Genomic DNA, 26117 nt, shown 5'->3' with positions numbered 1-26117 from the left:
ATTTTGTGATGCGTACTTTTTGCTCTTTTTTGCATTTTGGGCAAAATACCCGTAGGACCAAAAACTTGGATCGAAGGCGAGGAAATAAGCATGCTAAAACGAACACCGCTCTTCCCGGTTTATGCGGAGCATGGAGCGCGAGTCATTGATTTCGGCGGGTGGGAACTGCCCGTACAGTTCTTGGGAATTCAAAAAGAGCACGACGCCGTCAGGCAGCAAGCCGGTCTTTTTGATGTGTCCCATATGGGCGAGGTCCTGATCAAAGGAGCCGATTCCCTCTCCTTTTTGCAAAACTTGACGACCAACGATGTCTCCAAGCTGGAAATCGGCCAGTGCCAGTACAGTCTCATGTGCTATCCGAACGGAGGCGTCGTGGATGACCTCCTTGTTTACAAGCTAGGCGAAGATAACTATATGCTGGTCATCAATGCTTCGAACATTGACAAAGATATCGACTGGATGCGGCAAAATCTAACGGGTAACGTCGAGCTGACCAACGTGTCCGATGAAACGGCGATGCTCGCCTTGCAAGGGCCTCACGCCGAGCAGATTCTTGCTAAAGTCACTGAGGCGCCGATTCAATCTTTGAAAACGTTCCGTTTCCTTCAGGATGTGAATGTTTCTGGCATTCAGGCACTTGTATCTCGTACGGGCTATACCGGCGAAGACGGTTTTGAACTGTATATCGACAAGGATGACGCAATTAAGCTGTGGAATCTTCTTCTGGGTGCAGGCCAACATCTGGATCTGGTACCTGCCGGTTTAGGCGCTCGCGATACGCTGCGTTTTGAAGCGCGACTCCCTCTTTACGGTCAAGAGCTTTCCAAAGATATTTCTCCGCTTGAAGCCGGCCTCTCCTTTTTCGTTAAGCTGGATAAAGGAGATTTCATCGGGCGCGATGTCCTCGTCGAACAAAAAGCGAAAGGTACGCCGCGCAAGCTCGTTGGCATTGAGATGATCGAACGCGGTATTCCGCGTCCACACTACGCCGTTTTTGCAGACGGCAAACAGATCGGGGAAGTGACCACCGGGACGCAGTCTCCCACATACAAAACGAACGTTGGCTTAGCTTTAATCGATTCAGCCTACAGCGCGCAAGGTACAGAAGTGAATGTTGAAATCAGAGGAGCGCAAGTGAAGGCGAAAGTCGTCGCTACCCCTTTCTATAAAAGAAAACCATAACCGCCCTAAAGCGAGAGGAGCCTATAGCCATCATGAAACATCGTTATTTACCGATTACCGAACAGGATCAAAAGGAAATGCTGGAGACAATCGGCATCTCATCGATCGAAGAGATGTTTGCAGATATCCCGCAGAAGGTTCGCTTCCAAGGCGAACTGAACGTGTCCAAAGCGCTGGATGAACAAGGCCTTCTGCGCTATATGCGCGGTCTGGCAGGACGCAACGCCGACTTCGACCGGTATGCCAGCTTCCTCGGCGCAGGCATCTACGATCACCACCTCCCTGTGGTGATTAATCATGTCATTTCACGCTCGGAGTTCTACACGGCGTACACGCCTTATCAACCGGAAATCAGCCAAGGCGAGCTGCAGGCGATTTTCGAGTTTCAATCGTACATCTGTGAGCTCACCGGCATGGCCGTAGCGAACGCCTCGATGTACGACGGCGCGACGGCGCTGGCCGAAGCCGGCGCCCTGGCCAGCGGCGCGACGAAGCGCAGCCAACTGCTCGTGTCGCGTGCGGTGCACCCGGAGGCGCGCGCGATCCTGCGCACCACCGCCCGCGGGCTGAACTTGGAAGTGGTCGAGATCGGCCTCACGCCGGAAGGCGTGACGGACCTCGATGACCTCACTTCCAAGCTCAGCGGCGATACCGCCGCCGTCATCGTCCAATCGCCGAATTTCTTCGGCTGCTTGGAGGATGTCGGCGCTGTGGAGCCGCTCGCGCACGGCGCGGGCGCACTGCTCGTCGTGAGCGCGAACCCGCTCACGCTCGGGCTGCTCGAGGCGCCGGGCAAGCTCGGCGCCGACATCGTCGTCGGCGACTGCCAGCCGCTCGGCATCCCGGCTGCGCTTGGCGGGCCGACCTGCGGCTACTTCGCCGTCGCCGAGAGCTGGATGCGCCGCATGCCGGGGCGCATCGTCGGCCAAACCGTCGACCGCGCCGGCAAGCGCGGCTTCGTGCTTACGCTCCAAGCGCGGGAGCAGCATATCCGTCGTGAGAAAGCCACGTCGAACATCTGCTCCAACCAGGCGCTTCTCGCGCTTTGCGCATCCGTGTACTTGTCCACGATGGGCAAGCAGGGCATCCAGGACGTCGGTAAGCTCAACGTCCAAAAAGCCCACTACGCGGCGAACCGACTCGCCGCGGCCGGTAAGCTGAAGCTTCCGTTCACCGGCAGCTTCTTCAACGAATTCGCCGTCAAGCTGCCGGATGGCACCAACGTGCAGGAGCTGAACAGCAAGCTCCTGCAGCGAAACATCATCGGCGGCTACGACCTCGGCCGCGATTACACCGAGTTCGCCGGCCATATGCTGATCGCCGTCACCGAGCAAAGAACGCGCGAAGATATCGATGCCTTCGCCGCCGCATTGGAGGAGCTAGCATGAGCGAAAACAACGTTATTATCAATCAACCGGACATCAATCAAAACGGCAAAGCGCTCATTTTCGAAATGAGCCACCCGGGACGCATCGCTTATGCCTTGCCTGATTCCGATGTGCCTGAAATCGACCTGAACGAGGCGCTGCCTGCCAAGTTCCAACGTAACAGCGCAGCCGAGCTTCCAGAGGTGTACGAAGTTGACGTCATCCGTCACTATACTGCGCTGTCCCGCCGCAATTTCGGCATCGACAACGGTTTCTACCCGCTCGGCTCTTGTACCATGAAATACAACCCGAAAATCAACGAAGACGTCGCCCGCTTCCCGGGCTTCGCTAAAATACATCCTTACCAGCCTGAGGAATCGCTGCAAGGCGCGATGGAGCTGCTATTTAATCTCCAGAACGACCTTGAAGCCCTGACAGGCATGGATCGTGTCACGCTTCAGCCTGCCGCCGGCGCTCACGGCGAATGGACCGGTCTCATGATGATCCGCTCCTACCATGAAAGCCGCGGCGAAAAACGGACGAAAGTCATCTGCCCGGACTCCGCGCACGGTACCAATCCGGCCAGCGCAACTGTAGCCGGATTCGAAACCATCACGATCAAGTCGAATGAACGCGGTCTTGTGAACCTCGATGAGCTCCGCAAAGCGGTCGGGTCTGACACCGCTGCGCTCATGCTCACGAATCCGAACACACTCGGTTTGTTCGAAGAGCAGATCGTGGAGATCGCCGAGATCGTTCACGCTGCGGGCGGACTGCTCTACTACGACGGCGCCAACGCCAACGCCATCATGGGGATCACTCGTCCGGGCGATATGGGCTTCGACGTCGTGCATCTCAACCTGCACAAAACGATGAGCACCCCGCACGGCGGCGGCGGACCAGGTGCTGGCCCAGTCGGCGTCAAAGAGAAGCTGATTCCATTCTTGCCGACTCCGCTGGTTGCGAAGCGCGATGACGGAAGCTTCTACTTTGACTATAACTACCCGCAGTCCATCGGCCGCGTGAAAGGCTATTACGGCAACTTCGGCATCCTCGTTCGCGCCTACACCTACATCCGGACGCTTGGTCCGGATGGCCTGCGCAAAGTATCCGAATTCGCCGTCCTGAACGCCAACTATATGCTGGCTAGACTTACGCCTTACTTCGATGTGCCGCACCCTCGCTTTTGCAAGCACGAGTTCGTGCTATCCGGCAACCGCCAGAAGAAGCATGGTGTACGAACGCTCGACATCGCCAAGCGATTGCTCGATTTCGGCTATCATCCGCCGACCATCTATTTCCCGCTTAACGTCGAGGAATGCATCATGATCGAGCCAACGGAGACAGAGAGCAAACAAACGCTGGATGCCTTCGTCGACACGATGATCGCCATCGCCAAAGAAGCTGAAGAGAATCCTGATTTGGTCAAAAACGCGCCGTATACGACAGTCGTCAGCCGTATGGACGAAGCGCTGGCCGCGCGTAAGCCGGTCTTAAACTGCTCCTGCGGATAAACTGGCCGCTATAGATGCTCATAAAAAGTTCCTTGGAATATCGCCAAGGAACTTTTTTACATTTTCGTATTGGCAGACTGCGAAAAGTCTATGAACTGACGGAAACCGGACGCGAGCGTTTTCAACAATTGATGGAGCAACCGCTCGAATACAACGCCGAGACAGAACGCCATTTTCATTTCAAAATGGTTTATTTTCAATATGTGACGAAAGACGTTCGACTTGCCTGTCTGGAGCAATATTTGAAGTTCCTCCAAACTACCTACAAGTACGTGGCTAACCTTGAAGCACAAATCATTTCACAAAAGCCGAGTCCGGAAAAACAGCGTATTCAGCTGCTAAGAGTTTTTGAACACAGAAAGCATGTCGGCGCGGCAGATATCGAGTGGATAACCACGGAGATCGAACGGATCAAGAAGGAGGAATGAACGTGGAGCGACTATGGACCAAACCGTTTATTCAATTGACTTTTGTAGCGTTATTTCTGTTTATGGCCTTATATTTGCTGCTTCCGACTTTTCCGCTATATATGAAACAATTAGGCGGCAGCGAATCTCAGATTGGCCTGGCGGCGGGAGTATTTACACTGTCTGAATTTTTTTTGGTGTACGCAATTACGCTTACCCTAATAAGACCCGTGGCCGGTAAGCTTTCGGATCGGATCGGTGTCGTAGTTGTGATTGTGCCGGCTCTTGTTGTTACGACTGCCGCTTTGCTGGTGTTAAGCTTTTCGAATGGGTTCATCGGTGTCATTATTTCAGCCGTTCTGTACGGTATTGGATTTGGCTCAGCGCAGCCGGCCCTTCAAGCGACAAACTTGCTTCTTGCTCAGCGATTTCTCTGTTGATTTTTATCATTTTCGTAAGACGGTTGTTAGTGAAATCTCAGGTGCGACAGCATATCGTTCAATAGCTATGTGCAGGCTTGTTCAATGTATCGCTTGAACTCTTCGACAGTGGTAAACAACGCATCGGGTTTCAGGGCCAGCAGTTGTTCTTTATCCGCGGTTTCCGCCCACGCAGCAGCAATGACGGGTATCTTGGCTTCCCTTGATGACAAAATATCGCTTGGCGTGTCACCGACATATATACATTCTTCAGGAGCTATCCCCAGATGTTCTACAACTTTCGCGATCCCCTGCACCTTTCTGGGTCCAAGCGGAGAACCTGTTTCGATGATATCGAAATAAGAACGAAGTCCGAATACTTCCAAAGTAACTTCCGTACTCCTCTCTCCCTTACCGGTAACCATAGCCAATCGGACATTTTTATTTTTTGCAAATTCAATAACTTCGACAATCCCATCAAATGGAGCTTCGCACATCATATGCAAATCACGATAGTGTTTGAGATAATCCTCTACTCCCTGTTCATAATAATCCGGAATCAGTGCCTGAACCGTGCCTTCTTCAGAAGGACCGAAAGTAGCAATGATCTCCTGATCACTCAGTGACCTGCCGGCCAACGGTTCGATTGATTTTTTGAAGGCTGCAATACATAGAGGCAACGTGTTTCCAATTGTACCGTCGAGATCGAAAATGATGCATTTCATCATGTTTTTTCTCCTTTCTTAACATCAATTCTTCAATTTCATATAAATGACAAACCCTAAAAAGTAAAGAAAAAGTGAAATCATAAAACAAACAATATATTCGATCCACCCAAAATGTATAACTATAAAATAATTATCATGGTATTGAAAGTCAGCTTTGATGAACAGTTTTAGAATAAAATAGAGAATAAAGTATAGAAGCCATGGAACTATTAATGATATACCTATCCCTACGAATACTTTACGTAAAATCAATTTTATTCTCCTTACTGATTGTGTTTACTTTCTTGAACAAACCCATCATGAACGTCATTCCACTTATCCGCAAAAAATATAAATAGTTTAGTAATGGAAAAACACCTAGCACGAAGCAAGGTATACTAATAAAAATAAGGAAATTTCTCCAATGTGTTCATTAATTTCATCCAAAAGTCGCTTTAACTCGTTTTGAATATCTAAAATATAAAATCCATATTGTTCCTAAAATAATTGTAAGCATTAGCTCTAGCACTTCATCTATTCTTCTATTTGAGAAAAAGAAATCAATGATACCGATTAATATCCCTATTAATTCAGTTATTATTGTGAACTGCGGTCCGTTCTTATTCTTTTTTAATAAATAGAATAGTGATATGACGATAAGAATTTCGAGTAAAATGTAAGCACCAACATCATATACTCTTTCAATATTCCATTCTAATGTCTCTATTAACTTGAATATGTAAAATTCGTTATAGAGACCAAACAAATTGATCAAAAATCCAACAATGGAAAAAATCACATAAAATAGAAGCCAACCTCTGATTCCCGCTAGGTTTTTCTGGTTCTCTTGCATATTAACTCCTTTAGTGCATTTTGAATTATTTCAGCAAAATATATTTAGTTCTCTTTACTAGCATTAGTATTCTGCTCTCTTAATAATTGATTCTGTTCATTAAGTAATAGCTTTATTTCTTCAAATTGTTTATTAAGCTCTTCATTACTTTTAGTATTCTGATTTCTTATTGTCCTTATTTCATTCTGCATAAAACTACTCATTTCCGAATTATTGATTGCAGCTTTTATGATTAGATATAAGATTACATAACCTACAACCACTAAAAATAAACTAACTATAAAACCTCCCATGAAATCACACCCTTATTAGTGATAATTGAATATGTATTCAATATTCTTTTCGATCTTGTTATATTCCATTGAATTTCTAAGGTCTATATTGTTCTTCTAATAATATAAGCTTGTCGCTAACGAAAAGAATATTAAATAGCCGATTAGTTGTATTAGATTTCTCTGAAGTAAATTCATTGAATTCTATGTATTTCAGCATTGCACCATTTAATTCATATATCATTGCGTCATTTCCTAGGACTACTTTATCATTTTCAACTCTTTCATTTCGAATATAAAAATTGTTACTTAAGGAAGCAGCGTTAGGGTTGTTATCTTCTTTAGCCGCTTTTTTTGCATCATCTCCAGAAAACCAATTCACATAATCCAAGACTAGATAATATATTCCTTTTTCATTCCTTAACTCTTTAATAAAAGCCAGTTTTTTTGATACTTCTGGCAAACTATCGATTATTTTATAGATCTTTTTAATGTTCGTTTCGTCCTCAAGCCGCATCGCGGAATCAGTTTCAAGTGCATGTAACTTACCTATGATTTCAGCGTTATTATTTTTTAAATTTTCACTTTCAGACTTCAAATTTTCAATGATCAGGTTTGTATTTGATAATTTATCGGATAATTGCTTTACACTCTGTTCTAAACTATTATTCATTTGCATGGCAGACCCTTTAAAATTATGGATGTTATAGTAAAAACGTATATTCACAACTAGTGAAGTACAAATAATTATTAGAAAAATAATAAATATTACTTTTCTTCCCATAGTTGTACCTCCTTTAAGATGTGCTCGGTTATTTATATTCGTGAAATTTCATTACTTTCCTTTATATGTAAATTGATATTGTCTCTAAAGTTGTTCCTCTCTGTGTATCGTACCTCGTCAAAAAAATAAAAAGCCTGATCTCCCAAGGCTTTCATCATTTAACATTCTACGCTCAGTCATTCACCTGAGCCGCATACTGCTCATATAATTTTTTCGTAACTTCCACCATTCTCCGTTTAAGCGCCTGCGGCTCCTGAATTTGAATCGATCTCCCGTAATTAAGGAGAATGACTGGCAGTTGATTCAGCACCATCTTCTCTTCCAGCTTGAAGTGGGCCTCCAATCGCGTACGGTCCACAAGCCCATGGATGAGAAACCAGTGGCCGCATAAGTCATTAAGCGCCTGCTCTTTGCCGCTTATTTTGACGGATATCAGCTCCTCAGGCTTTTCGTTGTTCGGCATTACGCTGGATAACAGGAATTGTCGCGCTGAGAAATCCGCAGGCTTTTCGAATGTGCCCCCAGTCGAAACTATGCTTCGAATACGATCGATGCGAAAGCTCCGAACTTCGCCCCGGAGATGGCAATAGCCGACGACGTACCATTTGCTTTTCCAACTGACAAGTCCGTATGGATCCAGATGGCGGGTCTCAGTTGAAGTACCGTAGCCTTTTTGATATTCGATATGCAGGGTGCTGCTTTGAGCTACCGCAACTTCCACTTCTTGAAGCATGGACACCTGTGCGGCATCGGCTTGCGGGAGAATCACATCGAGACCTTTTTCATGCAGGTTGATTTGATGAAGCTGCTCTTGATTGGTGTACATTTTAAGCTTGGCTATAGCTTGATTTAGCTTCTCGCCGTATGGGTATCCAGCCTCTTGAGCGAACTGTGCCGCATGAATAAGCGCTTTCTGTTCATCGAGGTCGAAAACGAGCGGAGCTTCATTAAACTGTCCTAGCAAGCTGTATCCGCCATTGTGACCTGAATCCGATACGATAGGAACTCCGCTCGCACACAAGGCATCGATATATCGGTACACCGTGCGAATGTTCATCTCCAACTTCTCAGCCAGCTGCTTAGCCGTCATTCGCTTTCGTGATTTTAACATCCATAGAATGGAAAGCATGTTATCCGCCTTGGACATCGCGATCGACTCCTTCCGTCTGCCAGCAGACTCTATCGGGATAAACGCTCAACTAACTGATGAGAATCCAGCACAAGATCAGCACGGATGCTGCAAGCTTCGGGATGATTCAAACTGTCCAGAAAGTGTTGGACGACGCCCGCAAAGCCTCTTCTCTCGAGCACGGTGTCCCAGCTGCCAAAGGTACGAATTCGCGGCATCGCTCCCTTTTCATAAAACACGGCAGACTCCAGGTTCGTTACTTCCACAGAACGGCCGCTCCCATGCAGCTCCACTTTTTCCAGGTCAACGCCTGCAAGCCTTACCATACTGTAGGTGCCGATGGCGCTACCGAATCCTAAAGTTCCAGAAGCATGAAGCAGTTTACCCTCTTGATCCAGTTGTTGGTTACAAGTATTCACTTCGTAGGGACTCTCTCCGAGCCATAATAAAAGATCCAGCATATGAATAAGGTCGTCATAGAGCGTTTCTTTGGCGCCGTGACCCTGCTGCTTGATCCGATGTTTGACCGCTGAGCACCAGTCGAAGCCCCCTGCATCCTTCAGCCATTGTTTGGCCTCCAAATAAAGTGGTGCAAACCTGCGGTTGAACCCGGCAGCCAACAAAACGCCTTTCTGCTCCGCAAAAGAAGCCATCTCTACGGATTGCTCCCAATGATTGGATAAAGGCTTGTCCACATAAACGGCTACGCCTCTAGCCATGCTTTTCATCGCTATATCATAATGGGTTGACGTTGGACTATGGACGAATACGGCGTCCAGCCCTTGGTCAAGAAGTTCATCAAGGTTCGTCGTTCCAAAAGGTACGCGGTACTTGGCCTTCATCCGTTCGACGGTCGCTGGCGTGGAGCTCATAAGACCTGCAATTTCAACCTGTTCGTTCGCGGACAATAGCGGCAGATACACTTTTTGCGCAATGTCTCCCAGCCCGATCAGTCCGATTCTTTTTTTGGTCATCGTTATTTCTCCTCTGTTTGAATGTTCAGCCGGATATGGCTTGCGGTCCCGAGTCCTTAATTGCCTTTTGACCTAAAACAAGACGCCCCACCAGCACGCCAAGCACTAGCAAGATTATGCCAACAAGCGTAGACATACCATACACCTGCACCCAAGCAGGCGTTTCGGTAATAAGCGCATATACCTTACCGCCAACAATTGGGCCCAAAAATGCGGCAAAGCCGGTTAGTGCCGAATAAGTAGCAATATACATCGGGCGTTCACTTTTCGGGGTATCTCCAATCGTAAAAGCAAACACCATTTGGTTAAAGCCTCCCAAACCGATGCCGAGTACGATATGAACGGCATAAAGCACGACGAGCGAAGGAAGAACAACGAGAGTTCCCCACAGTAAACAAGCGGCAGCGATAATAGGCAGCGACCATAAAAGCAAGGTCTGAGCGCTGTACCTCGCGTTCAAAGTACCCCATACATAATAACTGCCCATCATGACAAGCGTATGGACTACGGTTATTAGCGATACCGTCTCATAGTTGACGTGCATCAATTTGAGCATCACATAGGAAAATAACGGCACGGTCAGTCCCTGCACGAACAACCATACTGCAAGAAATAATACTGCTCTTAGAAAAGCACGATCTTTCAGCGGCTTGCCCATCATTCCTACCGGATTGGTTTCCATCGAAGGTACAAATGGAGGGTTTGGGTATAGACAATAAGCGATCACATTGAGCACTGCACATATGCCGCAGATGATAAATAAATATTGGAAGCCCTGGCCACCGGGGAACCGGTCAAGAACTTGCCCTCCCACAAAAAGCGCCAAAGAGCTGACCGCCCCTAGAATCGTATTGCGAATGCCAAAATATCGTCCGCGAACCGGCGCCGGAACCGCATCGCTAATTAATGAAGTCCATACGACCGCCCCAGCGGCATTCCCCAAATGAGCCACCGTATAAAATACAATGTACATGGCGACCCAAAGATCCTTCGGAAACAGAAATGGAATCAATCCGACAGCAGGCCATATTAATCGATGCATGGAGCCGAAAATAATCAGCATAAGTTTGCGGTTGCTGAACTTTTGCATGATGACGGCCATCAAAATCTGAATGATATTCACAACAGTCGTAATGGCAAGAACCAAACCGATTTCTGTCGATGTAGCACCCAAGTACAGTAAATAGCCCGTGAGGAAAGGCCCCCCTAATAGCTGAAAAATGATAACAGCCGGAAAGCCCTCCATCGTAGCGACCAATAAATGTCTTCGGTTTGGAGATATTTTTCTCTTGGGTTTCCGCCATTTATCCAGATATTTCATCAAAATAAACTCCTCTGTCTGTGACTTATGTCAAATGACTGATGTTAAAGCTACAATCTGCAGGCCGCTTATGTTAAAATAGGGCTTGACTACCTAATCTATCATGTCAGGCGGGATTATCGAATTGCTATGAAATCGAATAAGTTTGGACTTCTGATAAGCGTATTGCTCTTTTTGACTTTTATTGTACTCTCCGTTGTGTTCCAGTCAACCATTTATTTGTATATCGCAAGCGTATGCCCGCTTCTCATCGTACCATTTCTTCCGGATATTCGGTCTAATCAATTCATCAAGCCCAATCAGGCTAAAGGCGCTGTCCGTTTGATTACGATGGAGGGTAAGGAGTCCGCGGATTCCAACCTGCTTGTGATTCTGTTTGAACCCGGGTATGTTAAATGGGATCGCGCTAAGCTCTTTTTCAATCTGGATGACGTCATGAAAGACGTTTATGTGAAGCCGGATCCTTATGCAGCCTCGATGACTGTTTTGAAATACGACTTGAGTGTGCATGCACGCAAGAAGAACTGGATCGGCATCTCCCTGACTCAGCTTGAGCAGCGAACCGGGCAGTTATCTTATACGACCAATGAAATTAACCGTCTGGTTATCCGAATCGCAGACCTCCATGAATTGCTGCGTTTACCGCAAGCGAAACATGCTTCTGCAAGCCGGGGTATCGGCGCATAAAATGAAAGTCACCCTTAGCCGGGTGACTTTTTTTGCTCAGAATCATTTACTCATATATGGAATTCCCGCATAAATATGCGGCTAACGTACGTACAATGACACCAGTGCCGCCTTTGGGCTCGGTACCTTTCTCCGACCATAGCCAGGCAGTGCCGCCCGTATCGAGATGAATCCAAGGCGTCTCTTCCGCGAAAAATCCGATGAACAAACCTGCAGTAATCGCTCCTGCCCAGCGGTTCGTGCCTGTCGAATTTCGGACGTCGGCAACATGGCTTTTGAGCATGGCCCGGTATTCCGGATAGTTCGGCATTTGCCATACTTTTTCGCCTGCTTGTGCAGCAGCGTCCAGCAGCGGCTTCAGGAACAGATCGTCGTTGGTGATGGCACCAGTCGCCACATCTGCGAAGGAAATCAGAATCGCACCCGTAAGTGTGGCGACGTCAATCAAACGGTTTGCACCCAATTGCTTCGCATAAGTGACGCCTTCAGCCAAAATAATGCGGCCCTCCGCGTCCGTATTGAGCACCTCTACCGTATGTCCGCTAAGCAGCGTTACAACATCGCCAGGGCGATAGGCGCTGCCTGAGGTCATGTTCTCAGCCGCCGGAATGACAACGACCAGATTGATCTTCGGCTTCAGCTGCCCAACGATGTGCAGCGCGCCAAGAATGGTCGCCGCCCCGCCCATGTCGCTAATCATTTCCTCCATGCCATCAGGGTCTTTCATCGAGATCCCGCCGGTATCGAAGGTCACGCCCTTGCCGACGAGGCCCAGCACGTCGGCGGAGTCCGGATCACCCTTGTACTGCAAGGTGATCAGGCGCGGCGGGTTGGCGCTGCCGCCGCCAACAGCAGTGAGGCCGCCCATCCCGCGGGCGGCGATCTCGTGCTCGTCCAGCACTTCGCTTGCGAAGCCGTAGTGCCGGGCGAGCTTCGCGGCTTCCTCCGCGAGGGAAGCCGGAACGAGCTTGTTGGCCGGGAGGTTTGTCAGATCCCGGGCATAGTTCGTGCCCTCCGCCACCGCCTGCGCGGTGGCGATCGCCTGCTCCAGAAGCGCTGCATCCGCAGCCGCTTCTGTGAGCAGCACCGCCCGGCGCAGCTCCGCGCGCGCCGGCTCGTTCTTCCGGTACGCCGCGATGCGGTACGTACCGAGGAGCAGCCCTTCGGTCAGCCCGGTGACGGCTGACCGGCTGTCGATGCCGCTTGGCAGCTTCAGCGCCAAGCGTTCGAGCCGCAGCGCGAGCGCCTTGCGCGCTGCATAGACCGCGGCTGCGCGCAGCGTATCGCGTGATATGGCGGGTCCGAGCCCCGCCACGAGCACGTACGCGTACGGCAGCAGCCCGTGCGTGGGCAGCGCCTCGAGCTCGCCCAAGGCGCCTGTAAAGATGCCCTTCGCGCTCAGGCGCTGAAGGGCAGCGTCAAGCTGCGGCTGGCCGAGTAGGCCGCCCTGCCGCAGCTCGGACTCGCTCAGGCAGACGACGATGGCGTCTGCCCCGCTTGCATTATCCATATACGACGTAAATGCACTCGTCGTGATCTCTGTAACCTTCTCAAACATGCCAATTCCCCTTGCTGTCGTTTAATAGAAAGAAGCAGCGCTCTGCACAACCTTCTGCATCGGCAAATGATATGGGCATTTTTCCTCGCAAAGCGGCTTTTCTTTGCATGGCTCATAATCGGCACAACCCATTATTCTATCCTTCTGTCTTTGGAAAAATCCGTCACCTTTCGGCAGCAGCCCGAACTTCTCCCTAAATTTGCTTGATATCATCACATCCGGGATCGAGATTTCAAGCGGACAAGAGCAATAATTACAGCGTCTGCAATCATGCTGGCCAAGCTCAAGGGCAAGCTGCTCCAGCTCTTGACGCTCCTCGGTGCCCACTTCCTGTTCCTGAGCAGCCAGATTTTCCTGCACTTCCTTTATACTCACCATTCCCGATATGGTGACGTGTACGTTTTGGCTGTACGGATAACGAATCGCACGGTCAACCGGTTGGATAAAACCGCCCGAGAGCGGCTTCATCGCCACCTTCATCAAATCCATCTCCGTCGCCTTTGGAATAAGCTCATCCAAAGCAAAAGGCTGGGCTAAATTCAAGTGAAACAAAATCTGCGAGAATTGCCCCTTCGCAATCCATTTCGCTAACAGATCCGGTCGATGCCCCGTGATTCCGATAAATCTGACTTTGCCTTCACGCTGGGCTTCAAGCGCTGCTTCATAAGCACCGCCCTCGCCCATAATCTTCTTGAATTCATGTACATAATTCACATAGTGAATCTGCAGAAGGTCTACATGATCTGTTTTCATTCGAGTAAGACTGCGTTCTATCTCGGATTTAGCTGTTTCATAATCCCTGGCTCCGGTCTTCGTAGCCAAGAAATATTCATTTCTGCGATGTGAAATGCACTCGCCGATAATCTCCTCGCTATTGCGGTACGCCGCTGCGGTGTCGATATAATTAATGCCATGATCCAGGGCATAGTTTAGCGTTTCTCTGGCCTGTTCGAGCGGTACACCCGGAAGGTTCATAGCTCCGAATCCAAGTGAGGATACTTTATAGCCCGATTTGCCGAAAGTTGTATATCTCAAAGCAAACATTCTCCTTCCAATAAAGATTGTCATGTATAAATGCACATGTCTTTATTGTAATACAACTCCGTCGTTCTTTCCATGAAAGGCCCGCAGGCCGATTTAAAATGGATATCATCTTGGGCCGATCCAGCGTACATAACTTAAATAACGAACAGGTTCGTTATTTTGAGAATTTTTGAACGCTAATGGCTGGAAAAAGGGGTAAATCAGGGCTCCAGCGAACAATGTTCTCTATATCTCGAACATTGTTCGTAAATTTGTGTCATTTAGGCGCTATGCCCTCATTTTCGCGTTACCGGCTCGATTTAACGTCTAGAGGGGCGTTGTTAAAGAACATTGGGCCTTTTTCTCTTTTTCATGCACATCTTCCGCGATCTCCTTGCTTTCGCTTCATGTCGATCATCACTAAACAAGTACTTTCGACAATCCCCGAAATTCATAAATGCTATAATCCTAAACAAAAGGCTGCCCTGTAAGGTCCAAATAGACCTGGAGGACAGCCCCTATATGCATGCAAAATTAATTTCTCCGATCGTCATCGTCTCGATTATTCTTGTTGTCTTTGTCTTTATCGTTGTCTTTACCCTGACGATCCTTGTCGTCGTCATCCTTGTCCCGATCGTTCCCTTTGCCTTTAGAATCGGAATCGCTCCCAGCACCTGATTTCGGTGTGGGAGACGGCTTTATGGATGGCTTCGGTGTCGGTTTGACGGAAGCAGTCGGCTTAATTGTAGGCTTAACGCTTGGCGACGGTAACGGTTTCACTGACGGATTCTTCTTGGAATCATCGTCATCTTTGTCGTCCCGGTTGTCCGGCTTCTTAGTTGGTTTCCGGTCATCGTCATCATCGTCTTTATCATTATTTCTGCCGTTCGTGTCATTTTTATCATTGTTGTCATTCTTATTGTTATCATTCCTAGGCGGAGGTGTTTTTGTTGGCTTCGCACTGTTCTTACCGTTGTTCTTGTCGTTGTTCTTACCGTTGTTCTTGTCGTTTTTATCGTCCGATTTCTCTTTTTGCATCTGCTGAAATTTCTCATTCAGTTTGCCGGATTTCTCATCTTCAACCAGCTTCTTGAGGGTTGTTTTGTCAATCGGCTTGTCAGGCGCCACCAGCTTGTCGATTCCGCCGTTATCTTTGGCCAATTGATGAATGGAAACGGATTTAATATCGTCGAGCGACACTTTCGTGCCGTTATTCAAAGCATTCAGGTAAATGGCATATTTCCCTGCAGACACTCCGCTCGCTTTCGCCTCTTGCCGCACTTCTTGCGGAGCGGCGAAAGCCGTTACCTCGTAGTTTTTCACCTGATCCGGATGCGTTTGTTCAATATGCTTGCTGACCTGTTCCTTCAGCTTCGTTGCGATCGCTTCATCGTTAATAGCGGCCTTTTCTTCCACGACCGTGCTGCTGATGATAATATCTGCCTCGCCTTTGGCTAATGCGCCCTGTTCGGCTTTATCCAATATTTCAGAGGTAACAGCCTCGAGCGATTTACCCTTGAACTCCAAAGACTGAATTAAAGTCTCTCCGTCCGTATTCAGCCCTCTTAAGTCCTGCACGACTTCCTGATTATCAATGCCGATTTCCACACTTGGATTGATATCTAACGTCACGTAGGCAACGACTTGGCCGCCGGGAACGTTTCCTGTCAACGTTGAGACAAGTACGAAGCACATGACAATAGCTGCCGCCAATGCCGATGCAATAGCCATTTGCGGCACTTTCATACGCCGTTTCACCGGCGCAAAAAGTATTTCTTCACCGATCTCACAGTTCCGCGTTCCTCTTGGAAGCTTCTCGAACCGACCGTCCGGACTCATGACGATAATGGAGTTTTCGCTTAATTCCATTACGATTCCCTTGTTCATGCGCTATTTCTCCCTTTCTCTAACATCACTCATCATCTCGAATATGTAAATAATCCCGCAAATAAGGGTATGGACCATTAAAAATAAGTGCGATAGCAATCAAATATTTGCGGTTGCGCTCCAGCGTCTTCCTGGAGACTTGGACTTGCTCCAGCAGCTCCTTGATCGGCAGCTGCCGCTTCGTCAGCAGAGTGCGCATAAGCTCTGCATCCTGTGAAAGGGTGCGACCAATCCCAAACAACATTTGACGGGAATCATCGTGTTTGGGTGAAGCCTCGGTCAATTCGGCAAATTCAATATCGAACTCCTTCAAGCATCGACTAAAATCAACAATTTCACCCCGGCGTTCCTCAAGCCCCTTTTGCTTCTCGTAGGCTTCAATCGCTTGATGAACCTCAATCGGATTCATGAAATTGTCTTCATCATCTTCCTGGTCAAAAGAGCTGTAAGGAATCTGTCCTTTAAATCGCTGCTCTTTGCGTAAGAAATCAATGAGTCTTCGGCGTATAACCGTTTCCGCGAACCCGAGGAAAGAACGGCCCATCGCTTGCGAATACTGATTAATCGCTTCATTAAATGCACCAAGCGCGATGCTGAATTCGTCATCTCTTGCCGGATCAATATATCGCTTACAGAACCTGCTTGTGACTTTAGCCACAAATGGCTGGTAATCGGCAATAAACTGGTTCCGAAGTCGCAGGTCACCTTCTTGTATTTGTAAAACAGTTTCCTCTAGAGGAGAGGGCTGGGTATCACTTCGTCCGCCGGAATGCTTCTTTCCGAGGAACTTTTTGAATAGTACAAGTAGCACCGTTCCACCTCACAGTATAGTATTTTCGTCCCTATGTATGGCAATTCGGGGGGTATCGATAGCTATGAATTCAAATAAAATCAAATTTATTATAACATACATATCCAAAACAGCACCTAATGGCAAATTAAACCTCGTACGCGGTTTCAATTTCACGTTCAATCCTTTACAATAATGGAATACTGGAGGTGTTTCCATTGGAACTCACTAATAGCTTCGGAAAGTTTCTGGAGGAACTTCGAGGTAAAATGTCGTTGCGCAAAGCTGCCGTCAAGAGCGGCTTATCCCACGCCTACATCCGGGATTTGGAGCTGGGACGTAATCGTACCACGAATGACGCCATTAAGCCATCCCCGGACACCTTGAGAAAACTATCGCAAGCCTATCAATATCCTTACACAGATCTTCTTATGAAAGCAGGTTACTTGGAGGAAGAACCCGTTTCCGTATCATCAAAGAAAGTCGGGCTCGATGAGATTCGATATATTGAATTCGGAATCAAACATGTGCGTTACTATGCGTCTGAACACGTATCGGAAGAAACCGTGGAATCTCTTGTGGAATTTACAAATCTCATAGAGCTGTTAAATGAAAAAGATTTCTTGAAGCTGGACACGCATTTATTCGTAAATATGCACAAAATAAAAAAGTATGCCCCTGCTGAGGGCAAACTTTATTTTGATACCGTGGGAGATGTTCCCTATATTACGATAGCTGCTCTTCCGCAAAAAAAGCATCATCAAACGATTCTTGAATTTATCGCGGCTAACACTGGCATTCGAATGGAGAATGGGGCTGAATCCTCCTCTTTACCGTTAAAACCCCAGCTCTTTTCGTAGCGTTACGTAGATAAAAATAACCGTTGCCATACTCATCATTTGAAAAGGCATCAGAGCACTCAGTGTACTGCTCTGAAGCGTGTTCTGATAAACGATACCTACAATAGCGGTCAAAATGAACAAATAAAAGCCTGCATTCTCTTTGCACAGCTTGATTTTGGAATAGTGCGACAAGAAAGTAAAACCCAGCCTAAACTTCATCATGGCGAAAATAATGCCGAATTTCGCGATAATCGCAAGCATAAGCAGCATGTTTGAAGTCAAGGGATCCTCTTTTGCACTTGAAAACGTCAAAAGACCGGTCCTATCACAGAGAAAAATGACGACGGTAGATACGATCACCGACACCAAATATCCGGATAAGGCGATTAACATTGCCGGAACGGGACTAAATTTCAGAAAACCTGCAAAGAGCGCAAAGAGTATGGCTATGTATAAGAGCGGAAACGGATTTGCATAAGTGACTACGACGCCTGCAACAATGGCGATTAAAATTTCTATCCAATGCGGTTGTATTTTCTGTCTAAACAAAATAAACGAAAAAAGAATCATGGGTACAAAATCAATACTTGAAATGATAAATTTCATCCACGTGAACAACCGCATTCCCTCATTTCCAACCTGACGTGAATGGCAATCTTCGAAGCCTAAGATCTACTATACATGAATGCAAACGATTTGCCTTCAAATTGGACTAAGTTGGCTGTTTCTGAGACCAAGTTGCCATCTCCACCCGGAAACATGGGCTGCATGATAGGAGCGCGTATGTATGAATCACCCTTTTACAGTTGCGATTGTAGAAGATAATTATTGGGCTGGTAAATTGTTACAAAGCTATTGCGAACAATGCGGCTTGGAAGTGATCTCCATCGTTTCCGATGGCCAAGCTTTTCTTCGGCAATATGACGAATTCAGACCTGATATTCTGCTTGTTGATATTGGTTTGCAGGGAGACTTGGACGGCATCTCGATGGTTCACTCACTCAGAGAAGCCGGTCACCGGCTTAAGGTTATAATGGTAAGCGGCACAACGAATATTGACCATGTGTTGACCGCTTTTCATGATTTGGGCTCTCTTTACTTTTTGTCCAAGCCGGTTCTGTTTCCTAAATTTCAAACCGCCATCCAAAAAGCTATATCGGAAATTGAAATGGAGCGCAGCTCGATCGCACAAGCTCCCGAACCCAAGCAATCCAAATGGATCACGGTCAAAAATCAAAAATCGCAGCTGCCTATTTCGGAAGATTCCATACTCTATGCGGAAAAAGAGGAGAAACGGCTGACGAGGATTCATCTCGTTAACGGCGACCGCATCGAAGCCAGTACGAATTTGACGGACATATTGGCGCAGTCGACACCGTATCTGTACAGTCCATTTAAAGGCTTTCTCGTCAATATGCGTTATGTCGCCTCGTACGTGAAGGAAAGCGGATTCCCGACTTCAAGGAGGTTCCTGATTCATTTGAAGCACACTTCTGCAAAAATCCCGCTAAGCAGGAATTTGCAAAAGGAGTTTGCCCAATTGCTGCAGGAGCTTCATCGCTAAAGTTTTGAAAAGAAACAAAGGCTGGCCCTTAGGTCGTTATCATTGACCTTACGGGTCAGCCCTTTTTTTGCTGCACTACCACCCGCTCCCCCGTTTCACTTCCTCGACAATTGCCTTAACCCCTTCATCGATTTGCTCCGGCTGCGCCCGTGAAATGCTGATCCGTAAAAATTTCTCCCGTTCCGGGTAATCTACTAAATAATACCTTTTACCGGACACGACAATGATATTCCTCACCGCAAGCCGCTTTGTCAGACGGTCGATATTGACAGTCCGCGGCAGCTTAAATTGTATGTAGACGCCGGAGGTGACGTCCGACGCTTCAATCAATCCCGCATCGTTATACCGTTTAACAGCCTCATTCAATGCGTGAAGCCGCGTCATGTACTGGCTGGATATTTTGTGTTTGTGCCGCTCGTACATCCCGTTTTTGATATACACTTCAAGCGCCGCCTGGGACAATAGCGAAGTATCGCCGTATCTTTTGTAGTCCTGAAACGTCTTCAGCAACTGTTCCGGCACAACGGCGGCACCCAACCTCAAACCAGGGAAAATGATTTTCGAGAAGCTTTTCAAATAAACGACGTGCGAGGTACGGTCGTAAGCGTAAATCGGGTCGAACCGCCTCTCCGCTCCCAAATCGGCCATATAGTCGTCTTCCACGACGTACACATCGTATTTGCCCGCCAACCTGGCGATCGTCTTCCTCTCCTCCGTGCTAAACGAAGTTCCTAGCGGGTTGTGGTTTCTGGACATCGTGTAAAAATATTTGATTCTGCCGCTTCTGAATGTCTCCTCCAATTCCCGCATATCAATTCCTGCTGCACTGCGAGCAATCGTGCAAACCGGTATGCCCTCCGCCTCCAAAAAACGCAAATATAAATCGTAACTCGGCTGTTCGACCAGAACCATCTCTTTCCCGTTTGGAAACGGCATTTTTGCTAAAATCTCCAACGCCTGCTGAGCGCCGGATGTGACGATGATCCGCTCCGCTTTGGCAAACACCTGATCGCCGGCCAAGTGAGATACTAGCGTTCGGCGCAGCGTTTCCAGCCCTTGCGGCTCGCCGTATGTAAACAGGTTATATTTGTAGGTATCGATCGCCTTGTTCAAGCAATGCTGGAAATCCAGGTACGGAAACACATTCAAGTCGGGTGACGCCGAAGCAAAATCAATCGTTTCGCTATCTGTGGGATTACGCCAATCTCCCGGTTTTTCAACAACATAAAAGCCGCTTTGCGGGATGGAATAAATCGAGTGGCGTTTTTCCAGTTCCGTATATGCCCGTATGATCGTGCTGATACTGCATCCATATAGCTCCGCGGCGCTGCGGACGGATGGCAGCTTTTGACCGGGACTGTACTGCCCATCTATGATTTTTTGTTCCATATCCGATAAGATCGAATCATATTTTTTCACGCCGTCCCCCCCTCGTGCATAATACTTTTTCTCTAATCATTATACATGACCTCGGACAACTGTATCGATACAGTTTTGGTAAATAAACATTGTTCGGACCAGCATAGTATCTTACCCTTAAGTAACGGATGAGGCGCCACGAACACGATCCCGATAATTGAAGAAAGGAAGAAACCATCATGAACCAAAAAGGACTGAAACTCGCTTATTTCTTTGCCGTGCTTAATGCGGTGATTATCGGATTTTCATTTTTATTTACCAAAATGGCGTTAGAAAACGCCCACCCGCTCGATACGCTAACGTACCGTTTTGCCGCTTCGTTTGCGGTCATGTCGATCCCGGTGGCGTTCGGCTGGGTCAAGCTGAATTACCGCGGCAAGCCGCTTTATAAAGCATTGATGCTGGCCATCATGTACCCGCTTGGGTTCTTTACGCTTCAAGCTTTTGGACTGCTGCACGCCACTTCGGCCGAGGGAGGCATTTTGTATGCCTTCACACCGGTTGTGACGATGGTGCTTGCCTCCGTATTTTTGAAAGAAGCGACAACCCTCTTACAAAAGCTGTCGATCTTCACGTCGGTATTCGGCGTAGTTTTCATCTTTATCATGAAGGGGAGCAGCATCGACTTCTCGAACCTGACGGGGATCTTCCTGTTGTTCTTGACCTGCGTGGTGTTTGCCGGATACAGTGTTTTGGCCCGTTCGCTTTCGAAGTACTATAGCCCTGCAGAAATAAGTTATTTAATGCTGGGAATCGGCTTCGCTACTTTTCTGGTCGTTTCACTTGCCAGCCACACGACTGCCGGAACGCTCGACCGCTTTTTCACACCGCTCGCCAGCGGTACCTTTATCATGTCGGTCCTCTATCTGGGCGTGGTTGCCTCGCTTGTCACGACGCTGGCCGCAAACTATATTTTGTCCAAAATCGAAGCTTCCAAAATGAGTGTATTCACCAATCTATCGACAGTGGTCTCCATGGCGGCTGGGGCGTTGTTTCTCGGGGAAGAAATAACGGTATATCATCTGATCGGCTCGGTGCTGATTATAGCAGGGGTTATTGGAACGAATCGTTTGGGGCGGAAGAAAGCGGTCGAGCGGATGGTGCGTGCGGAACGAGCAGACCATGCAGAAGTGCGATGAAGCTAGTTGTAGCATGTTTGGCCCGTTTACATCATCGTTGTAGAACGTCGCGCGCTCTAACGATGTTTTCACGCTAGCACGCGTCTACCATAAAAGGTACGATACTTTAATAATAACAAAAAACCTCCAGTCCACTTTATCGTGGAACTGGAGGTTACGTTGTACAAAATCCTCCTACATTTTGGAGGTTTTTTTGTTTTTGAGCTTATCCCGGCGCACACTGAGCATTTTCAAACGCTTCTTCAGCTGGTCTTCCCATTCGGTATCGCCGATGCTTCGGGCTACGCTCATCAAATCAAGCGACATGTCAATTTGACTACGTACAATATCTAAAGGCTCTTCGCCCTCATGGTTTACGCAATTCTCGTGCAGCAAATGATCCTTGCCATCTACATATTCTACGAAGTCAACCTCGGCAGCCCCATCGCCATGGGCATATTCCGCAAGGATCTCATATTCGTTCTCCACAAGATAATGAACCTCAATGCGGTGACATACCGGGCAAAAGAGGATAGGCACATTGTGAATTTGCGTACGAATGTGCTTCAAGGTTCCCTTTGTTCCGATCATACTGGCTCCACAACAAAAACTCATGGATATCCCTCCTAAGAGTTTTGCGTTAGCAAAACTTTCTTCGTAAGCGTGTGCTGAGTTTTGCATTTGCAAAACTTGCTTCGTAAGCATCCGTTGTTACCCGGATTACCCCAATATATTCGTCAGAAGGACGGGTAATTCCTTTTTTCCGGAACGTGTAGATTTTAGCAGTCTGCGCATAATTTTCAAACCTAAAGCGAAACCTGAAACGGTGAGATAAACGAATAACCGGGCGAGGAGGAGACCCTATTGAAAACCCTGCCCAACGCGGGATTTGAATTGCCTGATCGATACCATAAAGATTTACTTCATCTTATGGTCGTGGACGCTCACACGCTATATGTATATTGGGAAATCAGCGACAGGCGAAGGTGGCTCGTCTCCCAGCATTTTGAATGCGATTATGGGACGATGCCCAAAGTGCTGCGTGTGTACGACGTCACCAGCACCTTTTTTAATGGCAGCAACGCACATTCTTATCGGGATGTAACGACTTCACCGGAAGCGAACAATTGGTACCTTCACGACCTCGGAGCCGATCGAACCCATGTTGTCGATATCGGTACTTACACATGGGAACACGAGTTCATCCCCCTGCTTCGCTCCAACTGCGTGACCACGCCGAAAGATAGTGAAGCTATTTGGGGCGAACCGTTACAAAGTGTTGTTCCTGAAGCGCAAGCCAATCATGTATGCAACCGGATTCGACCGCACTTTTTCGAAAATATACAAGTTTATTCTCCCTATTTGAGGTGATGCTGCCGCATGATGAACCGGATCAAAACGAAGCCTGAACTAAAGGGATACTTGGCACTTGTGCTGCATGCGCACCTGCCCTATATTCGCCATCATGATCGGGATGATTATTTGGAAGAACGATGGTTTCACGAAGCGATGACGGAGACTTACCTGCCGCTCATCGAGGTTATGGAACGGCTTGTGGCGGATCGTATCGATTTCCGTCTTACGTTTTCGATGACGCCTACGCTGCTATCGCTCTTTGCCGATCCTTTGATGCAAGAGAGATATAGGACGTATCTGGACAAACTGGTCGGTCTTGCGGACAAAGAGCAGATCAGATTGCAAAATGACACTGCGCTCCTCCCTCTTGCGAAACGGTATTCCGAGCGGTTCCGAGAGCTGCAGGCACTTTATGAAAGCTTCAAAGGAAACATCATTGCCAAGTTCAAACAATTTCAGGATGCCGGATATATCGAAATTGTCACTTCCGCGGCTACGCACGGTTTCCTGCCTTTAATGAAGACGGAAGAAGCCATTAAAGCGCAAATCGTTACAGCCGTACGCGATTATGAGCGGCACTTCGATCACAAGCCGCGCGGGATTTGGCTGCCGGAATGCGGGTATACACTAGGGATTGACCGTATTCTGAAGCAATGCGGCATCGACTTCTTTTTCTCCGATTCTACGGCGGTCGCTTTCGCATCTCCCCAACCCAACCGGGAATTGTGCGCTCCGCTCATGACACCCTACGGAGTTACCGCCTTTCCGCGCGACCCTGAATCCGCCAGTCAGGTATGGAACGCGCAGGAAGGGTATCCGGGGGACTTTAACTACCGGGAGTATTACCGCGATATCGGCTGGGACCTCGGCTGGAATCAGATCGAGGAATGGGAGTACATACGACCCTACGTGCTTCCTACTTACGAGAGAGTGAATACGGGTATCAAGTATTACCGAATCACGGGCAAAGGCACCCATCGGGAGCCGTACCGTCCGGACTGGGCGCAAGACAAAGCCGCAGAGCATGCCGGCAACTTTATGTTCAATCGCCAAAAGCAAGCGGAACACTGGCATCACTGGCTGGATCGCAAGCCCATCATCGTATCTCCCTATGATGCGGAGCTGTTCGGCCACTGGTGGTACGAAGGACCTCTTTGGATCGAGATGCTGTGCCGTAAAATATTCAAAGATCAACACACAGTGAAAATGATTACGCCAAGTGAATATCTTCAGGAATATCCGCTGGCCGATGTCGGCAAATTGAACGAATCCAGTTGGGGCCGGAACCACTCAGCCGAAGTTTGGCTGCAGGGTAAGAACGACTGGATCTATCGCCACCTGCATCAAGCCGAGGAGCGGATGATTCGTCTGGCGACAAAGCACGAACATTTGGCCGGCCATAAAAAGCTGCGTACCGGATTGCTGAAGCGCTCGCTAAATCAAGCCGCCAGAGAGCTGATGCTGGCTCAGAGCAGCGATTGGGCGTTCATCATGGATTCGGGGACAGTCGTCGATTATGCCGTTCGTCGAACAAAGGATCACTTGACCTGCTTCCATCATCTATGCGATCAGATTGATCGGGAACAGATAGATGAGGTTGCATTAGCCGCTTTAGAGGAGAAAGACAACTGCTTCCCGGAGATCGACTATAAGGACTACGTCATGATCCATCGACTTTCCCCAATCCCTATTATTCCAGATTTGAACGAATGGAAAGCTCTGCAGAAGGAAACCAAACACCGCCCTAATGTGTTCATGCTCTCATGGGAATACCCGCCCAAGCAAGTGGGCGGCTTGTCGCGAGCCGTGCACGAGTTATCCGAAGCGCTTGCCGCCGAAGGCGAAATTGTGCATGTCATCACAACGTCCCATTACGGTGCGCCTTATTTTGAGAAGCTGAACGGTGTTTATGTTCACCGGCTTCCGGTCGAAAGCTCGGGCGATACGCACTTTTACCATTGGACCTTCGAAATGAATCTCGCGATGATCGATCATCTTGTACGCTGGAAAGAACATGGCGGCAGAATCGACCTTCTGCATGCGCACGATTGGATGGTCATGCATACAGCCAGAGAAATTAAATTGAGCTATGGGATACCGCTTGTAGCCACGATTCATGCTACGGAATGGGGGAGAAATCAAGGGATTCTGTATTCTGATCTCCAGCACAAGATTCATCAAACGGAGTGGAAGCTCACTTACGAAGCCAGTCGGGTGTATGTATGCAGCGCTTATATGAAAGACGAAGTCCAGCGCATATTCAGCCTGCCGCACGAGAAAGTGGCCGTGTATCCGAACGGTATACGAATCCCGAGTTCGAATACCGGTTTGGTGAAAAGACCTGATTTCTTGAATGAAAAAGATAAGGTCGTTTTCTGCATTGGCAGACTTGTATATGAAAAAGGTGTTCAGGTTTTGATCGACACCATGCCGAACATTCTCTCGCAGGTGCCGGAAGCCAGATTGGTCATAGCTGGATCAGGGCCGATGGAACAAGAGCTGCGCAACCGTGCCGCTCATTTAGGCGACCGGGTTTGGTTCACCGGTTTCGTCGATGATGCTTACCGCGCACAGCTCTATCAAGCTGCTGATATTTGCGTCATACCCAGCTTGTATGAACCATTCGGCATCGTCGCCTTGGAAGCGATGGCTCACCGCAAACCACTCATTCTATCCGATACAGGTGGTCTAGCGGAAATTATCCGGCACGGCATCGACGGCTACAAAGCGCTTCCAGGTCATGTAGAATCACTCGCGTGGCATATTACTGAAATGCTGCTTCATCCGGATCAAGCTGCCAAAATGGCCGATACCGCTTTTCACACTATACAGCAGCAATACCAATGGAGCCGGATCGCCAAGAACATCCAGCAGGAATACCACAAGCTTACCTATTACCAGCCGGACTGGGCTGATATCAAAGGATAATAGTTTGCGACGATCT

Annotated in this window: 24 protein-coding genes and 1 pseudogene; 11 read left to right on the top strand and 14 right to left on the bottom strand. The window is 48.1% G+C overall.

Going from position 1 to position 26117, the window contains the following annotated elements; all coding sequences use genetic code 11:
- The first annotated feature begins 84 nt into the window (after positions 1 to 84).
- From gcvT to ICC18_RS07135, 5 genes and pseudogenes are all read left to right on the top strand, one after another.
- Positions 85 to 1182 carry a glycine cleavage system aminomethyltransferase GcvT gene (gcvT, locus tag ICC18_RS07155; protein WP_188173980.1) on the top strand — a complete coding sequence of 366 codons (1098 nt, stop codon included), beginning with the start codon at positions 85 to 87 and terminating at the stop codon, positions 1180 to 1182.
- A gap of 32 nt (positions 1183 to 1214) precedes the next feature.
- The gene (gene gcvPA / locus ICC18_RS07150; protein WP_188173673.1) at positions 1215 to 2570 is read left to right on the top strand and encodes an aminomethyl-transferring glycine dehydrogenase subunit GcvPA; all 1356 of its coding nucleotides are present in this window, start codon (positions 1215 to 1217) and stop codon (positions 2568 to 2570) included.
- Positions 2567 to 4063, top strand: a complete 1497-nt coding sequence (gene gcvPB, locus ICC18_RS07145; protein ID WP_188173672.1) for an aminomethyl-transferring glycine dehydrogenase subunit GcvPB — start codon at positions 2567 to 2569, stop codon at positions 4061 to 4063. The genes gcvPA and gcvPB overlap by 4 nt, the downstream gene beginning before the upstream one ends.
- Positions 4064 to 4077: 14 nt before the next feature.
- Complete coding sequence (locus tag ICC18_RS07140) at positions 4078 to 4491, top strand: hypothetical protein (RefSeq protein ID WP_188173671.1); 414 nt, start codon at positions 4078 to 4080, stop codon at positions 4489 to 4491.
- A gap of 47 nt (positions 4492 to 4538) precedes the next feature.
- Positions 4539 to 4892 (top strand): annotated as a pseudogene (locus tag ICC18_RS07135) (MFS transporter); the annotation flags it as partial.
- Positions 4893 to 4975: 83 nt separating this feature from the next.
- On the opposite strand, the gene ICC18_RS07130 reads toward ICC18_RS07135, so the two are convergent.
- From ICC18_RS07130 to ICC18_RS07100, 7 genes are all read right to left on the bottom strand, one after another.
- The gene (locus tag ICC18_RS07130; RefSeq protein WP_188173669.1) at positions 4976 to 5617 is read right to left on the bottom strand and encodes an HAD family hydrolase; all 642 of its coding nucleotides are present in this window, start codon (positions 5615 to 5617) and stop codon (positions 4976 to 4978) included.
- 418 nt (positions 5618 to 6035) lie between these two features.
- Positions 6036 to 6449 (bottom strand): DUF2569 family protein, encoded by a 414-nt coding sequence (locus ICC18_RS07125; RefSeq protein WP_188173668.1) that lies wholly within the window; start codon positions 6447 to 6449, stop codon positions 6036 to 6038.
- A gap of 44 nt (positions 6450 to 6493) precedes the next feature.
- Positions 6494 to 6742, bottom strand: coding sequence for a hypothetical protein (locus tag ICC18_RS07120; RefSeq protein ID WP_188173667.1), 249 nt, complete (start codon positions 6740 to 6742; stop codon positions 6494 to 6496).
- A gap of 76 nt (positions 6743 to 6818) precedes the next feature.
- A complete protein-coding gene (locus tag ICC18_RS07115) occupies positions 6819 to 7505 on the bottom strand; it encodes a hypothetical protein (RefSeq protein ID WP_188173666.1) in 687 nt (228 codons plus the stop codon).
- Between the two features lie 172 nt (positions 7506 to 7677).
- The gene (locus tag ICC18_RS07110; protein ID WP_188173665.1) at positions 7678 to 8652 is read right to left on the bottom strand and encodes a helix-turn-helix transcriptional regulator; all 975 of its coding nucleotides are present in this window, start codon (positions 8650 to 8652) and stop codon (positions 7678 to 7680) included.
- 32 nt (positions 8653 to 8684) lie between these two features.
- Positions 8685 to 9608, bottom strand: coding sequence for a Gfo/Idh/MocA family protein (locus tag ICC18_RS07105; protein WP_188173664.1), 924 nt, complete (start codon positions 9606 to 9608; stop codon positions 8685 to 8687).
- Between the two features lie 25 nt (positions 9609 to 9633).
- Positions 9634 to 10929 carry an MFS transporter gene (locus ICC18_RS07100; RefSeq protein WP_188173663.1) on the bottom strand — a complete coding sequence of 432 codons (1296 nt, stop codon included), beginning with the start codon at positions 10927 to 10929 and terminating at the stop codon, positions 9634 to 9636.
- A 129-nt stretch (positions 10930 to 11058) separates the two neighbouring features.
- Between ICC18_RS07100 and ICC18_RS07095 the strand changes: the two genes are divergently transcribed.
- Complete coding sequence (locus ICC18_RS07095) at positions 11059 to 11616, top strand: hypothetical protein (RefSeq protein WP_188173662.1); 558 nt, start codon at positions 11059 to 11061, stop codon at positions 11614 to 11616.
- 46 nt (positions 11617 to 11662) lie between these two features.
- Here ICC18_RS07095 and ICC18_RS07090 read toward each other — a convergent pair whose 3' ends face one another.
- From ICC18_RS07090 to sigI, 4 genes are all read right to left on the bottom strand, one after another.
- Positions 11663 to 13174 carry a leucyl aminopeptidase gene (locus ICC18_RS07090; RefSeq protein WP_188173661.1) on the bottom strand — a complete coding sequence of 504 codons (1512 nt, stop codon included), beginning with the start codon at positions 13172 to 13174 and terminating at the stop codon, positions 11663 to 11665.
- A gap of 21 nt (positions 13175 to 13195) precedes the next feature.
- Complete coding sequence (locus ICC18_RS07085) at positions 13196 to 14209, bottom strand: aldo/keto reductase (RefSeq protein WP_188173660.1); 1014 nt, start codon at positions 14207 to 14209, stop codon at positions 13196 to 13198.
- A 522-nt stretch (positions 14210 to 14731) separates the two neighbouring features.
- Positions 14732 to 16084 (bottom strand): anti-sigma factor domain-containing protein, encoded by a 1353-nt coding sequence (locus ICC18_RS07080; protein WP_188173659.1) that lies wholly within the window; start codon positions 16082 to 16084, stop codon positions 14732 to 14734.
- Positions 16085 to 16109: 25 nt separating this feature from the next.
- Positions 16110 to 16895 carry an RNA polymerase sigma factor SigI gene (sigI, locus tag ICC18_RS07075; RefSeq protein ID WP_188173658.1) on the bottom strand — a complete coding sequence of 262 codons (786 nt, stop codon included), beginning with the start codon at positions 16893 to 16895 and terminating at the stop codon, positions 16110 to 16112.
- A 197-nt stretch (positions 16896 to 17092) separates the two neighbouring features.
- Here sigI and ICC18_RS07070 point away from each other — a divergent pair, with 197 nt between their 5' ends.
- Positions 17093 to 17734 carry a helix-turn-helix domain-containing protein gene (locus ICC18_RS07070; RefSeq protein WP_188173657.1) on the top strand — a complete coding sequence of 214 codons (642 nt, stop codon included), beginning with the start codon at positions 17093 to 17095 and terminating at the stop codon, positions 17732 to 17734.
- On the opposite strand, the gene ICC18_RS07065 is transcribed toward ICC18_RS07070, so the two are convergent.
- On the bottom strand, positions 17711 to 18322 hold the full coding sequence (locus ICC18_RS07065) for a hypothetical protein (protein WP_188173656.1): 612 nt from the start codon (positions 18320 to 18322) through the stop codon (positions 17711 to 17713). The genes ICC18_RS07070 and ICC18_RS07065 overlap by 24 nt on opposite strands.
- A gap of 181 nt (positions 18323 to 18503) precedes the next feature.
- On the opposite strand from ICC18_RS07065, the gene ICC18_RS07060 reads away from it, so the two are divergent.
- Positions 18504 to 19280, top strand: a complete 777-nt coding sequence (locus tag ICC18_RS07060) for a LytR/AlgR family response regulator transcription factor (RefSeq protein WP_188173655.1) — start codon at positions 18504 to 18506, stop codon at positions 19278 to 19280.
- 75 nt (positions 19281 to 19355) lie between these two features.
- Here ICC18_RS07060 and ICC18_RS07055 read toward each other — a convergent pair whose 3' ends face one another.
- Complete coding sequence (locus tag ICC18_RS07055; RefSeq protein WP_188173654.1) at positions 19356 to 20699, bottom strand: aminotransferase-like domain-containing protein; 1344 nt, start codon at positions 20697 to 20699, stop codon at positions 19356 to 19358.
- Positions 20700 to 20878: 179 nt separating this feature from the next.
- Here ICC18_RS07055 and ICC18_RS07050 point away from each other — a divergent pair, with 179 nt between their 5' ends.
- A complete protein-coding gene (locus tag ICC18_RS07050) occupies positions 20879 to 21838 on the top strand; it encodes a DMT family transporter (RefSeq protein ID WP_188173653.1) in 960 nt (319 codons plus the stop codon).
- A gap of 174 nt (positions 21839 to 22012) precedes the next feature.
- On the opposite strand, the gene ICC18_RS07045 is transcribed toward ICC18_RS07050, so the two are convergent.
- Complete coding sequence (locus ICC18_RS07045; RefSeq protein WP_188173652.1) at positions 22013 to 22432, bottom strand: hypothetical protein; 420 nt, start codon at positions 22430 to 22432, stop codon at positions 22013 to 22015.
- Positions 22433 to 22681: 249 nt separating this feature from the next.
- On the opposite strand from ICC18_RS07045, the gene ICC18_RS07040 reads away from it, so the two are divergent.
- Together ICC18_RS07040 and ICC18_RS07035 are read left to right on the top strand one after the other, a co-directional pair.
- Positions 22682 to 23188, top strand: a complete 507-nt coding sequence (locus ICC18_RS07040; protein WP_188173651.1) for a DUF4912 domain-containing protein — start codon at positions 22682 to 22684, stop codon at positions 23186 to 23188.
- A gap of 9 nt (positions 23189 to 23197) precedes the next feature.
- Positions 23198 to 26101 carry a 1,4-alpha-glucan branching protein domain-containing protein gene (locus ICC18_RS07035; RefSeq protein ID WP_188173650.1) on the top strand — a complete coding sequence of 968 codons (2904 nt, stop codon included), beginning with the start codon at positions 23198 to 23200 and terminating at the stop codon, positions 26099 to 26101.
- Positions 26102 to 26117: the final 16 nt, after the last annotated feature.

It is taken from the genome of Paenibacillus sedimenti, from assembly GCF_014534655.1.
Lineage (GTDB): Bacteria > Bacillota > Bacilli > Paenibacillales > NBRC-103111 > Paenibacillus_E > Paenibacillus_E sedimenti.
Note: the sequence above shows the minus strand (reverse complement) of the source record. Positions and strands in the feature narration are given on the sequence as shown.